The organism is Nonomuraea sp. NPDC047897 (assembly GCF_043204415.1).
Lineage (GTDB): Bacteria > Actinomycetota > Actinomycetes > Streptosporangiales > Streptosporangiaceae > Nonomuraea.
In genome coordinates this window covers 140,410-154,409 of record NZ_JBIDCC010000010.1, presented here as the reverse complement: position 1 = coordinate 154,409, position 14,000 = coordinate 140,410, and the positions used below count along the sequence as shown (strand labels likewise).

The window sequence follows — 14,000 nt, the reverse complement described above, 5'->3', positions numbered from 1 at the left end:
AACGCAAGTGACCGAGATCTACTACGACGACCAGGCCGACCTGTCGATCATCCAGGGGCGTCACGTGGCCGTGCTGGGGTACGGCAGCCAGGGCCACGCCCACGCGCTCTCCCTGCGTGACTCCGGCGTCGACGTGCGCGTCGGGCTTCCCGAGGGCTCCAAGAGCCGCGAGAAGGCCGAGAACGACGGCCTGCGCGTGCTCACCCCGTCGGAGGCGGTCGAGGAGGCCGACCTCACGATGATCCTCGCGCCCGACCACATCCAGCGCGACCTGTACTCCCAGCACGTGGCCCCCAACCTGGTCGAGGGCGACGCGCTGTTCTTCGGCCACGGCCTGAACATCCGCTACGGCCTCATCGAGGCGCCCGAGGGCGTCGACGTCTGCATGGTGGCCCCCAAGGGCCCCGGCCACCTCGTGCGCCGCCAGTTCGAGGCCGGCCGCGGCGTGCCGTGTCTCGTGGCCGTCGAGAAGAACGCCTCCGGCAAGGCCCTCGACCTGGCGCTCTCGTACGCCAAGGGCATCGGCGGCACCCGGGCCGGCGCGCTGAAGACGACCTTCACCGAGGAGACCGAGACCGACCTGTTCGGCGAGCAGGCCGTGCTGTGCGGCGGCGTGTCCGAGCTGATCAAGGCGGGCTTCGAGACGCTGATCGAGGCCGGCTACCAGCCGGAGGTCGCCTACTTCGAGTGCCTGCACGAGATGAAGCTCATCGTGGACCTGATGTACGAGGGCGGCATCTCCAAGATGTACTGGTCGGTGTCCGACACCGCCGAGTACGGCGGCTACACCCGCGGCCCGCGCGTCATCACCGACGAGACCCGGCAGGAGATGCGCCGCATCCTGGGCGAGATCCAGGACGGCACGTTCGCCCGCCAGCTCGTCGAGGAGTTCGACGGCGGCCAGAAGGAGTTCAGCCGCTACCGCGAGGAGCTGGCGGAGGACCCGATCGAGAAGACGGGCGCCAAGCTGCGTCCGATGATGAGCTGGCTCAAGGCCTGACGCTCCCGTGCGGTGGGACGTGCGCGGGCGCGTCCCACCGCCTCCTCGCCGGAGGTCAGAGCCCGTCGGTGCCCGTGGCGATCCGCCGGAAGACGATCGTCGCCCGGAAGGCGCCCGGCGTGTCGGGGTCGGGCTCGGCCTTGGCGCTGAGCACGTCGATCTCCGCGTGGCTGCCGTAGAAGCGCGCGGCGACGGGATAGGCGGCCCGCTGGATCTCGTCGGGCGTGGCACCGGTGATGGTCACGTGCAGGTCGAAGGGAATGGGCCTCATCGGGTGTCTCTCCTCACCGGCCGGCGATCCACCGAACCGTCGTCTGGGGAAACGGCTGCGCACACCGCCGGGGAGGATGCCCTCTCAGATCTCCCGCGGGTACATAATGATCGCTTTCCCCGCGGGGGACGGATCATGCGGTCAGCTTCGCCGGGAACGAAACCGCTGCCCACACCGGTCCGCGTCCGGATAGATTGCCGGGCATGCGTGAAGTGGTCACCGCGGACGGCCGGGTGCTCGCCGTCGAGGAGTGGGGCACACCCGACGGCACGCCGGTCTTCTACCTGCACGGCACCCCCGTCGGACGGCTGGCCCGCCACCCCGACGACTCGCTGTTCACCGGGCTCGGCATCCGGCTGATCACGTTCGACCGGCCGGGGCTCGGCGGGTCCACACCACGGCCCGGACGGCGGGTGGCCGACGGCGCCGACGACGTGGCCGCGGTGGCCGACGCGCTCGGCCTCGACAGCTTCCCCGTCTACGGGGTGTCCGGCGGCGGCCCGCACGCGCTGGCGTTCGCCGCCCGCCATCCCGGCCGCACCACCCGAGTGGCCTCGCTGGCCGCGCTCGCGCCGCGCGACGCCGACGGGCTCGACTGGACGGCCAGGATGATGGCGGGCAACGTCCGCACCGCCGAGGTCGCGCTGCGCGACCGGGAGGCCATGGCCGAGCACCTCGGCGCGCAGCCGTCCACCCCGCCGCGGCTGCCCGACTCCGAGGCGGCCGTGCTGTCGCGGCCCGAGGTCTCCGCCATGCTCGGCGCGGCCTTCGCCGATGCGCTGCGGCCCGGCATCGACGGGTGGGTCGACGACGCCCTCGCCCTGTTCGGCATGCCGTGGGGGTTCGACCCGGCCGACATCACCGTGCCCGTGCTGCTGTGGCACGGTGAGCTGGACCCGGTGGTCCCGGTGGCGCACGCCCGCTGGCTGGCCGCCCGCATCCCCACCGCGACCCTCACCGTCCAGCCCGACGCCGGGCACGCCGGCCACTTCGACGCCACCCCGGCTGTGCTGTCTTGGCTGCTGGAGGGCGACCGCGCCGCACCCACGGCCGCCCCGGCCTCCGCCTGACCCGCTCCGGACGGTGGGCGGCGGCTACTCCTTGATCAACGCGTCGCGCGGCCCCCCGTAGACCGGGTTGCGGTCGTAGCGGCGGTCGGTGACCAGCAGGCGCACCACACCCTTGCGCACGTCCTCCGCCTCCCAGACGACCCAGTCGTCCCCCACGGGCTTGCTCTGGGTGCGCAACTCGCCGAAACCGCCGGGGTTGCCCGGTGCGATCTGCATGATCAGGAAGACGGGCTTCAGACCCCGCCTCCTGATCTCCGGCAGCACCTCGCCCACCGTCTTCTCGTCCACCCGGAAGCCGGCCAGCGAACCGTCCTTCGTGGTGGCCAGCCGGTAGCCCTTCTGCTCCTTCATCGTCGGCGTGTCGTCCGGGACCAGTTCGCACGGCGCCACGGGGCCCTTGTAGACGATGGTGCTGGTGCTGCCGCCACCACCGAGAAGGGGCGTGATCGTCCAGACGAACGTCTCGCCGGGCTTGAACTGCCGGGTGTTGACGCGCATCCGCCACCCCTTCTTGTCTCCTGGGATGTTCTCCGGCAGCCCGTAGCGCGCGGACGGCCCGTACTGTCCGGACAGCTCGTCGTCCACCACCACACCGCGCGGCTCGCGGCATTTCTTCCCTTCCGGGACGAAGTCCACGATCGCCGGGACGTTCAGCTCCTTCAGCCGGCCGGCCAGCCCCTCGGCGTCGCGGAAGTCGCGGACCTCGATGTACACCGTCCCGTCGGCCTTCTTGGTGACGGCGTAGGACGGGCTCACGCCGGGGCCGCTCCGCAGCAGGCTCGGGCCGACCACCACGCCGCCGGCCAGCACGGCCGAGGCGGCGAGGCCCAGCGCCAGGCGCCCCGGGCGACGGGCCCACGCCGGGCGGCGTGGACGGCCTGACCTCACCGGGCGTCCGGTGGGCTGGGCCGCGGTGCCGGGCTCCTCGGCCGTGATCGAGGCCAGCAGCGCCCGCGCCCCCGCGTCGGACGGGCTGCCCCCCGTTTCGCCCGGTGCGACCCGGGCCAGCGCGCGCGTCAGGGCGTCGAGGTCGTTGTCGTTCACAGCAGGGTTCTTCACAGCGGCCTCTCCATCGGGACGAACCGGCTTTCCGACGTGTGGTGCACTCCCGCCTCGGCGAGCGCGCGGGAGAACCGCTTGCGCGCCCGGTGGAGCCTGACCCGGACGGCGTTACGCGTCAGGCCCAGCACTCTGGCGATCTGCTGCCGGTCCAGGCCCTCCCAGGCGACCAGCGACAGCAGCTCGCGGTCGTCGTCGGGCAGGCTCCGGAACACCTGGGCGATCGCCGTCAGCTCGACCCCGCTCTCGGGACCCGCCGTGTAGAGGTCGGCCAGCTCGGCGTCGAGCTCCGCGTTGCGCGCCTGCCGGCGGCCGTCCGTCCGGAAGTGGTTGGCCAGCACCTTGCGGGCCACCCCGTACAGCCACAGCGTCACCTGCTCGCCCTCCGGCAGCTCGTCCGCCCGCCGCCAGGCGATGGCGAACGTCTCCGCGACGACGTCCGCCGCGTCCTGCGGCGACGCGCAGCGGCGCGCGGCGTACGCGGTGATCTGGCCGTAGGTCTGTCTGTAGACGGCCTCGAACCGGGCCGGTCTCTCGTCATCCACGGGCGCTTCCCATGACAGTCTTCCTTTGCCGATGAGGTACGGACATCCCCGTCTATGTAAGGAAGGACCGCAGCATTACCGGCGTCGGTCGACGAATCACCGTGTGCCGGCCGGGCGGCGGATGGGGCACGGGTGGGCGGTGTGCCGGTTCGGGCCGCAGATGACGCTTATCGTGACGAACCGGCCGCCGGTCAGCCACTCGCCCCACTGCACGTCCACCCCGCGCGGCAACGCGTCCCCCGCGGCGTCGAGCCGGGCGGGCAGGCCCACCCGGTCCGGGTGCGGGAACGCCTTGCGCACCGTGCCGTACCGGGTCGCCAGCCACTCCACGGCCTGGGCGGCCTCGTCGAACGTGGCGGTGATCCGGGAGGCGGGCCTGGCCAGCCAGTCGCCGGTCAGCATGGGCGGCAGCGGCGAGGTCGCGAACTCCGGTGAGCCGGGGCGGCGCTCCTCCTCCCGGTCGAGCTCCTCACCGCTGCCGATCCAGGTGTAGGCATGCCAGTGCACGGGCCACCCCCTGAGACGGACGGCTGCACAGGGGGTCATTCCCCCATCGGCCGGCGTTGTCCCGGGAGGGCGGCGATGCGCCGGGGGCGGTCGTCAGTGCGCGGCGAAGACCTGGGTCCAGTACGGGCCCTTGGTGACGTGGCCGACGCCGATGTGGGTGAAGGCGCAGTTCATGATGTTGGCCCGGTGGCCGGGGCTGTCGAGCCAGCCCTGGACGACCTGGGCGGCGGTGCGCTGCCCCATGGCGATGTTCTCGCCCCACGTGCTGATCGGCGCGAAGCCCGACGCCTTGACGCGGTCACCGGGGTCGCGGCCGTCGGGGGAGGAGTGGTCGAAGAAGCCGCGTGCCGCCATGTCGGCGGAGTGCCGTTCGGCCGCCGTGTGAAGCTTGGGGTCGTGGACGAGGGGGCGGCAGCCCTTCGAGGCCCGCGCCTGGTTGGTCAGCTTGACGACCGCGTCCTCGACGCTCGACGCGCCGGTGGACGCGGTGGCGGGGGTGGGGGTGGAGCGGGTGGCGGTGCTCTTCGGCGTGGCGGGGGGCTCGCAGAAGAGCTTCACCGGGCGGGATTTGGCGGTGACGGCGCCGTCGACGTCGATGGCGGTGACGTAGTAGTGGGCCGGGGTCCTGATGCACCGCACGCCGGCCACGACCCTGCCGTTGGTGACGAGGCGGGAGCCGCTCTTCAGCGTGCGGTCGGCGCCGGGCAGGACCTTGGTGAGCCGCACCCTGAGCCGGGTGCGGTCGTCGCAGCCCGCCCTGGAGGCCGCCGCCCTGATCGTGCCCTTGTCGATGACCGGCTGCGCCGCGGCGACCCGGCACGGCCGGCGGGTGCTCGCCGGGGCGTCCTCGCGGGCGTCCGAGGCCCCGGCGGCGCCCGCGCGGACGTCCGTGGGGCCGGTGGCGCTGGTCCGCGCGGGGACGGGGGCTCCTTTCGCGGCGGCTCCGGTGGTGGCCTCGTCGGCGGGTGCTTCGAGGGCGGCGGGCACCCATGCCGGGGTGCTGACCAGACCCGCTGCCGTCAGACCGCCGAGACAGGCCAGGACCTGCAGTCGCCTGCGCAAGATGTGCTCCATGAGGTTTAAGACATCGTGTCGAATCCGCATTCTGTCGGGTACACAACGGACATGTCACGCGAATCCGGACTATATCTGGAGCTCCAGGTAGCCGAATCGTGACCGAACCCGGGCCGATCCGGGAGCTCCGTCGGCTTTCTGGGTCACAATGATCCGCATGCCTGCCATGCCCGAAGATCGCGTTGAGACTGCGCATCCGTCCCGATTCAACGACTACGACAGCCTCGCCGAGGGGTACACGACCGAGAACGAGACCAGCCTCCTGAACGCGTACTACGAGCGTCCCGCGATGCTGGAGCTCGCCGGCGACGTGACCGGCCGGCGCATCCTCGACGCCGGCTGCGGCTCAGGCCCCCTGTTCGCCGAGCTGCGCGATCGAGGCGCCGTCGTCACCGGCATCGACGCGAGCGCCGGGATGCTGGAGATGGCCCGACGGCGGCTGGGCATCGAAGCGGACCTGCGGGTCGCCGACCTGGCCGGCCCGCTGCCCTTCCCCGACGACACCTTCGACGACGTCATCGCGTCTCTGGTGCTGCACTACCTGGAAGACTGGGGACCGACACTGGCCGAGCTGCGCCGCGTGCTGAGGCCTGGTGGCAGACTCCTCGTCTCGGTCGACCATCCTTTCTCCGTCGCTCTCTTTCGGCACATGGCCGGGAAGAAGCCCAAGTACTTCGAGACCCGTAACCGGACCGAAGAATGGACCATGGGTGGGCAGAGCGCCCAGATGAGCTTCTGGAGCCGGCCGCTGCACGCGATGACCGAGGCCTTCACCGAGGCCGGCTTTCGCATCAGCGTCATCAGCGAACCGCCGTTCGTGCCGGAAGCCCGCGAACTGTTCCCCGAGGAGCTCCGCGAGATCACCGGCACGAGGTTCCTGTGTTTCCTGTTCTTCGTTCTGGAAGCCAGCTGACGGGCCAGGGCTTCGGACGGGCCGGGCCCGGCCACATGGGGTGACCGGGCCCGTTCACCAGAGGGCGCTCAGCAGTGCGCGGGCTTGAGCCAGGAGCATTCCAGCTCGGGGGCGTCGGGCGCCGCCTGGCGGAGCTGCGGCAGCGCGTCTACCGTGCCGGCGCGCCTGAACTGGGCGAGCCGGATGGCGATCTTGTCCTCGATGTCCTTGGGCGAGCCCGACAGGTACTGGTTGAGCATGACGGAGAAGACCAGCGGCTCGCCGTCGGCGCTGGTGACGTACCCCGACAGCGCCGTGACGCCGGTCAGCGAGCCGGTCTTGGCACGCACGTTGTCGGCGGCGGGCGTGCCCCGCATCCGGCTGCGCAGCGTGCCGCCGACGAAGCGGTCGGCGTTGCCCGCGACGGGCAGCGAGTCGTAGAAGGCCTGGAACCACGGCTTGCCACGCACGGCGGTCAGCAACTGGGCGATCGAGGCGGGCGAGAACCCGTCGCGGCGAGACAGGCCCGAGCCGTCGCGCATGTTGAGCACCTGGACGCCGTTCGCCCTGGCGAAGTCGGTGCTCACCTTGAGCCCGGCGGCCCAGGTGCCCTGGCCGGAGACCTTGCGGCCCATCGCCTTGGTGAGGATCTCGGCGTGGATGTTGTTGCTCAGCTTCATGAACGGCACCAGCAGCTCGCTCAGCGGCATCGACGCGCGCTCGGCCAGTTTGGCCGCCCCGGCAGGGGCCGCGCCCGTGACGGTCGGGCCGAGCACCCGCACGCCGCGCTTCTTCAGCGCCTGACGGAACAGCGCGGAGGCGTAGGCGGTGGCGTCGTCCACGGCGACCCACTCCTGGTACGGCGTCGCCACCGTGCCGGTGATCACGACCGTGCGGGTGCCGTGCTGCCGCTCGATGAGCACGTCGGTGGACGTGCCGGCCGTGGCCTTGTTGACGATCTTCAGGTAGTCGGTCTCGGGGGTGGTGGAGACCTTCACCTTGCCGCCGTCGGCGGCCACGGAGACGATCACCGAGCCGGCGTCGTAGTCGCGGTCGGGGGAGGCGGTCAGGGCGGAGACGGGCGCCGCGTAGTAGGCGGTCTCGTCGTCCCAGGCCCAGTCGTTGCCGAGCCGTACCGAGTCGAACCAGGTGTCGTCGGCGACCAGCCTGCCCGCGACCGTCTTGACGCCGGCGCCGGCCACCTCGGCGGCCAGCGCGTCGTAGTCCTCGGCCAGCATGGTCGGGTCGCCGGTGCCGCGCAGCACCAGATCGCCGGCGAGCACCGACCCGGCCCTGCGCCCGGCCGACAGCACGCTGGTGGTGAAGCGGTAGTCGAGGCCGAGCGTCTCGGCGGCGGCCGCGGCGGTGAACAGCTTGGTGTTGGAGGCGGGGATCATGAGCTTGCCGCCGTCGGTGTTGTAGAGCTCGTCACCGCCCGTGGCGCTCCTGACGACCACGCCGGCTCGGGCGATCGTGAGCCGGGAGTCGCTGAGGATCTGGTTGATGTCCTGGGTCAGGTCCGCCACGCCGGGCGAGGGGTCGAGGGCGATGGCGGGGGAGGAGGGGCCGGACGCCCACGCGAGGGCCGCGACGAGCGTGCCCGCGAGGAGGGAGGCTGAGGTGCGCCGCATGGGTTCTCCAAGGGACTGGGGGTCTCGCCTGGATCATGAGGGCAGCACGGCCAGCCTGTAATACGCAAATATCCGTATTTTTCGCGCCAGGTGGCCGGGCGAGCGGCCTGGCGGCCGGGTGGCGCGGGCGGAAGGCGCGGCGTGTGCCGGCCCGCGCGCCGAGGGGCCGAGCCGTCAGCCGGACGGCTGGGGCGAGCTGACCAGGAACCCGCAGTCGCCGAACGAGATCTCGTCGCCCGACTTGATCCGGGCCGGGCCGACCAGCCGCCACCCGTTGATCCGCGTGCCGTTGAGCGAGCCCAGATCGACGAGCATCCAGCCGCCGTCGTCCTCGCGCCGCAGCTCGGCGTGCACCCGCGAGACCGTCAGGTCGGACAGCACGAGGTCGCACGCGGACCCGCGCCCCACCACGTAGCGGGCCCGGTCGTCGTCGGGCAGGGCGAGGCGGGGCAGGCGCGGCCGGCGCCAGGCGGCGCGCAGGCCCGTGGTGAAGTCGGAGGCGGAGGCCACCACGTCGGTCAGCCGTTGCCGCAGCGACTTGCGGCGCGGCAGGTCGGCGACCAGCCGATCGAGCTCGTCACGGTTGCGGGCGCGTAGTGCCTGGTCGACGCGGCCGACGAACGTGTCGTGGGAGATCCGTCCTTCGGCGGCCCGGTCGCGGAGCTCGTCGATCGCGCGGTCACGCTCACCGTCGGACGCGCGGAACGGTGGATGCGTCGAGCTCATGCCCCGAGTATCGGCCTTTTCCGCGTTCTCTGTCCAGAAACCCCGAATCTACCGGCGGTTCAGTCGAAGCTGTTGCGTCGAGCATACTCAGTATGCATACTCAGTAACCATGTCGATCAGGCACGGGCTACTCGCGCTTCTCAGCAAGGGACCGCGGTACGGCTACCAACTCCGGGTGGAGTTCGAGGCGTCGACGGGGGCGACCTGGCCGCTCAACATCGGCCAGGTCTACACGACGCTCTCGCGGATGGAACGCGACGGCCTGGTCGCCCCCGGCGGTGAGGACGAGCAGGGGCGCGCCCTCTACACGATCACCGAGGCCGGCCGGCGGGAGGTGGAGCGATGGTTCGGCACCCCCGTCGCCCCCGCCGACCGGCCTCGGGACGAGCTGGCCATCAAGCTCGCCATGGCCGTGGCCGCCGGTGACGTGGACGTCCGCGCGGTCATCCACGCCCAGCGCACCGCCACGATGCGGTCGCTGCAGGAGCTGACCAGGGCGAAGAGGGCCGCGACCGACGGGGTCGCCGAGCGCCTCGTCCTCGATTCGATGATCTTCAAGGCCGAGGCGGAACAGCGCTGGCTGGACCACTGCGAGGCCGTTCTCAAGGAGAAACACTGATGACTGTGGTGACGTTACGGGGCGTGACCCGTACGCACGGAGACGTGTCCGCGCTCGACGGGGTGAGCCTCGACGTCTCGCCCGGTGAGCTGGTCGCGGTGATGGGCCCGTCGGGGTCGGGCAAGTCCACGCTGCTCAACGTGGCCGGCGGGCTCGACCGGCCGACCTCGGGCAGTGTGACGATCGGCGGCACCGACCTGGCCACGGTGAAGGACCTGGCCGCGCTGCGCCGCCGCGAGGTCGGTTACGTCTTCCAGGACCTCAACCTCATCCCGTCGCTCACGGCCGCCGAGAACGTGATGCTGCCCCGCGAGCTCGACGGCGTCCGCGCCGCGCGGGCGCGCGCCGAGGCGCTGTCGGTCCTCGCCGAGGTGGGCGCCGCCGACATGGCCGACCGCTTCCCCGAGGAACTGTCGGGCGGCCAGCGCCAGCGCGTGGCGATCGCCCGCGCCCTGGTGGGCGAGCGGCGGCTGCTGCTGGCCGACGAGCCGACGGGCGCGCTCGACACGGCGACGGGCGACGAGATCCTGGAACTGCTGCGCGACCGCTGCGACAGGGGCGCCGCGGTCCTGCTCGTCACCCACGAGCCCCGCTACGCCGGCTGGGCCGACCGGGTCGTCTACCTGCGCGACGGGCAGATCGTCGACGCGGCGGCGGTCCGCCTGGAGACCGCGCGATGAGCGCCTTCCGCGCCGCCCTGCGCATCGCCCGCCGGGACGCGCTCCGCTTCCGGGGCCGCACCGCCCTCATCATGGTGATGATCGGCCTGCCGGTGCTGGTCTTCACGGCCGCCTTCACCGGCTACGCCACCATGCAGGTGAGCCCTCGGGAAGGGATCACGGCCGCGCTGGGGCAGGCGGACGCCCACCTCGTCACCGTGCCGGGAAGAGTCGTGCGGCAGGACCCCTCCGGCCGTGGCTACCAGACCGAGGGCGCGCAGGAGAAGCCGCACGTCACCTGGACGGCCGAGAAGGCCGGCGCCCTGCTCGGGGGCCGGCTGATCCCGTACCACACCGGATATCTGGAGGTGCGGCTCCCCGACGGCTACTCCGACGTCCCGGCCATCGAGCTCGACCTGCGGGACCCCATGACGCGAGGCGTCCGGGCCCTGAGCGAGGGACGCCTGCCCACCGCCCCGGGAGAGGTCGCCGTCTCTCCGGCGATGGCCGACCGCGGTGCGAAAGTGGGCACCACGATCAAGCTCACCGAGCGGGACGCGCCCTTCCGCGTGGTCGGCGTGGTCGAGCACCCGCAGCAACCCGCGTCCAGGGAGGTGGTGTCCTTCCCCGGTGGCCTGGCGAACGCGCGCGACCAGCTCGCCCCGGGCTGGCTCGCCGACACCCCGTCACCGGTGCTGTGGAACGACGTGCGGCGGCTCAACGAGGCGGGCATCCTGGTCGTCTCCCGGGCCGTGATCGAGGACCCGCCGCAGCGCTTCTGGGCGGAGGAACGCCCGCTCGACAGGGAAGCCCCGCTCTGGATCGCCATCGCCGTGGTCCTCATCGTCATGGAGACGGTCCTGCTGGCCGGGCCGGCGTTCGCCGTGGGCCTGCGCCGGCGACGGCGGGAGCTCGCGGTGATCGCCGCCCACGGCGCCTCGGCCGGGCACCTGAGAACGATCGTGCTCGCCGACGGCCTGGTCCTGGGCGGCGCCGCGGCGCTGCTCGGCGCCGCGCTGGGGGTCGCCGCCGGCTGGGCCGGAGCCGCCGTCCTCGACCAGTGGTACGGCTCGCTCGGCCCGCTGGAGGTGGCCTGGTGGCAGACGCTGGCGATCGCGACGCTGGGCCTGATCAGCGGTCTGGTCGCCGCCGTCGTGCCGGCCGTGCAGGCCGCGCGGCAGAGCGCCGCCGAGATCCTGGCGGGGCGCGGCGGACAGGTGCGCGACCGGGCCGGCCGCCCGCTGCTGGGACTCGTGCTGGTGGTGGCGGGCCTCGCCGCCACGGTCCACGCCCTGCGCGGGACCGAGCTGGCCATCGTCGCGGCGTCGGTGCTCGTGGTGTTCGGCCTGGTGGCGCTGATGCCCTGGCTGGTGCGGTTCCTGGGGCGCGCCGCCCCCTCGCTGCCGCTCCCGATGCGCCTGTCCGTACGGGACGCCGGCCGCCACCGCGGCCGCACGGCGTCGGCCGCCGCGGCCGTCATGGCGGCCACCATGGCGGCGGTCGCGGTGAGCGTCGGCGTCACCAGCAACGCCGCCGAGGAGGAGGCCCGCTACTCGGCGAGGGGGCCCATCGGCAGCGCGACGATCACCGGCTCCGAACTGGACGACCGGGAGTGGGCCGCCGCCCGGGCGGCGGTGCGGGAACGCCTGCCCGGGGCGCCGGTCGTGGCCTCGCACGTCCCGGCGCAGGACGAAGGCGCACACGGGGTATGGGACACCGTGTGCGGCCGGGGAAGCGAGCCCAACGTGCTGATCGGCGGCGCCGATCTGCTCGCGTTCCAGCAGGGACGAACGGACCCCGCGGCGGCCGCCGCCCTGTCGGCCGGCAAGGCGGTGGTCTTCGACCCCGCCATGCTCTGCGGCGGGACGCTCGTGCTGGACCTGGTGACCTACGGCAAGGGCGAGAAGGAGCAGCACCAGGAGCTCAGGATCCCGGCCGTGCCGGCCCAGGGAGCCGAACCCCGGCAGCGCGGCGCCGTGGTCCCGCTGTCGGCCCTGACCCGGCTGGGGGTCAGGACGGCGGAGCGGCGCCTGCACGTCATGCACCGGCCGGCTGACCTGATGCAGTTCCGGAGCGAGCTCCGCGGGGTGAACCGCGGAGTCTGGGCCGAGCTGGAGCAGGGCTACCACAACGACGCGCGCTCCCTGCACATGGCGGCGTTCGCGCTGGCGGCGGTCCTGGCACTCGGCGGCACCTTCGCCGCCACCGGGCTCGCGGCGGCGGACATGCGGCGCGACCTCGACACGCTCTCAGCCGTCGGCGCCGCGCCGCGGACGCGCAGGCTCGTGGTGGCCACCCAGGCCGGGTTCATCGCCGCCACCGGCACCCTGGTGGGGCTGGTCGCGGGCCTCGTCACCGGGATCGCCCTGACCTGGCCCATGACGCGTCACGGCGCCGCCGGCGGTGGCTCCGTCCTGGATCCGGGTCCCACCGTGGTCGCCGTCCCGTGGCTGCCCGTCGCCGTGGGCGTCGTGGGCCTGCCGATCCTGGCCGCCCTCGTGGCGGGTCTGGTCACGCGGACGCGGCTGGTGGTGGCGCGGCGGCTGGCCTGAGCCGGTACTTCAGCGTCATCAGCACCGACAGGAAGATGATGAGCGCCGGGACCGCGGCCTGGCCGACCAGGACCGCGGTCAGGGCGCTGCCCGGCTGCTCGACCGGCCGGCTGGGCTCCGACTCAAGGAAACCGCCCAGCGACAGGATGCCGCCGAACAGGAGGGCGCCGAACGAGGCGACCCCGCTCTCGATCGCCGTCCACAACCCGGTGAACACCCCGGCGCGCCGCCTGCCCGTCGCCTCGGCGTCCACCGCGATCACGTCCGCCAGCATCGAGAACTGCAGGAGCTGGACCCCGGCGTAACCCATGCCCACCAGCAGCAGCATGACGTGGGCGTACCAGGCGCCGATCGCCGGGGTGGCCAGCGCCGCCAGCGTGCCCACGCCGAACATCGTCGCGGCCAGGATCATCGCGCCGCGCTTGTCGAGGCGCTTGGCCAGCCGGACCCAGATCGGCATCGTCAGCAGCATCGGCCCGACCAGCGCGGCGAAGAGGGTGCTCGTGGCCTTGGGGTCGCCCAGGGTGTAGGCGGCGAAGTAGGGGGCGGCGGCGAGCATCATGCTGACGGCCGTCATTTGGGCACAGCTCAGCGCCAGCAGCCACATGAACGCGGGGTTGCCCCGGGCGGCCGCGATCTGGTCGCGCAGCCGGCCTCCGTCGGGCTCGGGGGCGCCGGTCATGGGGGCGCGGGCCGTGCCGAAGAAGGAGCCGAGCATCGAGGCGAGCAGCACCCCGGCGATCGTCACGGCCATCAGCCGGTAGCTGCCCAGGGTGCCGCCGTCGCCCTCGCTGTTGACGATGGCCGGCGCGAGGATGCCGCTGATCACGGTGGCCGCCCCGATGAAGATCATTCGCCACTGCAGCAGCGAGGTGCGCTCGTGGTAGTCGGAGGTCATCTCGGCGGGCATCGCCTTGTACGGCACCTCGAACAGCGCGTACGCGGTGGCCGCGGCCATGAAGCAGGCCCCCACGTACAGCGCGGCCGGCACCCCCGTGAGCGGCGGTCCGGCGAAGACGAGGAAGAACGCGACCGGCAGGGTGCACGCGCCCGCGAGCAGCCACGGCCGGCGGGGGCCGAGCCGCGACCTCGTGCGGTCCGACCAGCGGCCGACCAGCGGGTTGATCAGCAGGTCCCAGACCTTGGGCGCGGCGACCACCAGCCCGGCCAGCCAGGCGGGCACGGCCAGGAAGTTCGTCATGTAGTAGAGCAGCAGCAGGCCGGGCACCGCGCCGAAGGTCGCGGTGCAGAAGGACCCGACGCCGTAGCCGAGCCGCACACCGCGTGAGACCGTGGGCACGCCGAGGGCCGGTGTGATCATGCCTCATCTAAACCCAGCGAGCCTTCGTCCGGTAGGCCCGGTTTGCGACCCCGGGCCTCCTGCCGTCTCCTGAG

14 protein-coding genes are annotated in these 14,000 nt (G+C 72.7%); 6 read left to right on the top strand and 8 right to left on the bottom strand.

Features of this window, described 5'->3' with window-relative positions:
* Nucleotides 1-16: 16 nt before the first annotated feature.
* Nucleotides 17-1,000 (top strand): ketol-acid reductoisomerase, encoded by a 984-nt coding sequence (ilvC, locus tag ACGF0J_RS23395; protein ID WP_393149225.1) that lies wholly within the window; start codon nucleotides 17-19, stop codon nucleotides 998-1,000.
* A 55-nt stretch (nucleotides 1,001-1,055) separates the two neighbouring features.
* On the opposite strand, the gene ACGF0J_RS23390 is transcribed toward ilvC, so the two are convergent.
* On the bottom strand, nucleotides 1,056-1,271 hold the full coding sequence (locus tag ACGF0J_RS23390; RefSeq protein ID WP_393149073.1) for a hypothetical protein: 216 nt from the start codon (nucleotides 1,269-1,271) through the stop codon (nucleotides 1,056-1,058).
* Between the two features lie 203 nt (nucleotides 1,272-1,474).
* Here ACGF0J_RS23390 and ACGF0J_RS23385 point away from each other — a divergent pair, with 203 nt between their 5' ends.
* Entirely contained in the window at nucleotides 1,475-2,341 is an 867-nt protein-coding gene (locus tag ACGF0J_RS23385; RefSeq protein ID WP_393149072.1) for an alpha/beta fold hydrolase, read from the top strand.
* Nucleotides 2,342-2,365: 24 nt separating this feature from the next.
* Here the strand turns inward: ACGF0J_RS23385 and ACGF0J_RS23380 are convergent, their stop codons facing one another.
* The 4 genes from ACGF0J_RS23380 to ACGF0J_RS23365 form a co-directional block, all read right to left on the bottom strand.
* Nucleotides 2,366-3,400 (bottom strand): hypothetical protein, encoded by a 1,035-nt coding sequence (locus tag ACGF0J_RS23380; protein ID WP_393149071.1) that lies wholly within the window; start codon nucleotides 3,398-3,400, stop codon nucleotides 2,366-2,368.
* Nucleotides 3,397-3,945: an RNA polymerase sigma factor gene (locus ACGF0J_RS23375; protein ID WP_393149070.1), complete on the bottom strand. Its 549-nt coding sequence runs from the start codon at nucleotides 3,943-3,945 to the stop codon at nucleotides 3,397-3,399. Before ACGF0J_RS23375 ends, ACGF0J_RS23380 begins: the two co-directional genes overlap by 4 nt.
* 96 nt (nucleotides 3,946-4,041) lie before the next feature.
* Entirely contained in the window at nucleotides 4,042-4,452 is a 411-nt protein-coding gene (locus tag ACGF0J_RS23370; RefSeq protein ID WP_393149069.1) for a hypothetical protein, read from the bottom strand.
* A gap of 93 nt (nucleotides 4,453-4,545) precedes the next feature.
* Nucleotides 4,546-5,514: a CAP domain-containing protein gene (locus tag ACGF0J_RS23365; RefSeq protein WP_393149068.1), complete on the bottom strand. Its 969-nt coding sequence runs from the start codon at nucleotides 5,512-5,514 to the stop codon at nucleotides 4,546-4,548.
* 160 nt (nucleotides 5,515-5,674) lie between these two features.
* On the opposite strand from ACGF0J_RS23365, the gene ACGF0J_RS23360 reads away from it, so the two are divergent.
* Complete coding sequence (locus tag ACGF0J_RS23360; RefSeq protein ID WP_393149067.1) at nucleotides 5,675-6,439, top strand: class I SAM-dependent methyltransferase; 765 nt, start codon at nucleotides 5,675-5,677, stop codon at nucleotides 6,437-6,439.
* Between the two features lie 68 nt (nucleotides 6,440-6,507).
* Here ACGF0J_RS23360 and dacB read toward each other — a convergent pair whose 3' ends face one another.
* Nucleotides 6,508-8,049, bottom strand: a complete 1,542-nt coding sequence (gene dacB, locus ACGF0J_RS23355; protein ID WP_393149066.1) for a D-alanyl-D-alanine carboxypeptidase/D-alanyl-D-alanine-endopeptidase — start codon at nucleotides 8,047-8,049, stop codon at nucleotides 6,508-6,510.
* A 174-nt stretch (nucleotides 8,050-8,223) separates the two neighbouring features.
* Nucleotides 8,224-8,775, bottom strand: coding sequence for an FHA domain-containing protein (locus tag ACGF0J_RS23350; RefSeq protein ID WP_393149065.1), 552 nt, complete (start codon nucleotides 8,773-8,775; stop codon nucleotides 8,224-8,226).
* 109 nt (nucleotides 8,776-8,884) lie between these two features.
* Between ACGF0J_RS23350 and ACGF0J_RS23345 the strand changes: the two genes are divergently transcribed.
* From ACGF0J_RS23345 to ACGF0J_RS23335, 3 genes are read left to right on the top strand one after another with little or no spacing between them, the layout of a single operon-like run.
* On the top strand, nucleotides 8,885-9,394 hold the full coding sequence (locus ACGF0J_RS23345; RefSeq protein ID WP_393149064.1) for a PadR family transcriptional regulator: 510 nt from the start codon (nucleotides 8,885-8,887) through the stop codon (nucleotides 9,392-9,394).
* On the top strand, nucleotides 9,394-10,074 hold the full coding sequence (locus ACGF0J_RS23340; protein WP_393149063.1) for an ABC transporter ATP-binding protein: 681 nt from the start codon (nucleotides 9,394-9,396) through the stop codon (nucleotides 10,072-10,074). Before ACGF0J_RS23345 ends, ACGF0J_RS23340 begins: the two co-directional genes overlap by 1 nt.
* Entirely contained in the window at nucleotides 10,071-12,605 is a 2,535-nt protein-coding gene (locus ACGF0J_RS23335) for an FtsX-like permease family protein (protein WP_393149062.1), read from the top strand. The genes ACGF0J_RS23340 and ACGF0J_RS23335 overlap by 4 nt, the downstream gene beginning before the upstream one ends.
* On the opposite strand, the gene ACGF0J_RS23330 is transcribed toward ACGF0J_RS23335, so the two are convergent.
* The gene (locus tag ACGF0J_RS23330; protein WP_393149061.1) at nucleotides 12,565-13,926 is read right to left on the bottom strand and encodes an MFS transporter; all 1,362 of its coding nucleotides are present in this window, start codon (nucleotides 13,924-13,926) and stop codon (nucleotides 12,565-12,567) included. The genes ACGF0J_RS23335 and ACGF0J_RS23330 overlap by 41 nt on opposite strands.
* Between the last annotated feature and the right edge of the window lie 74 nt (nucleotides 13,927-14,000).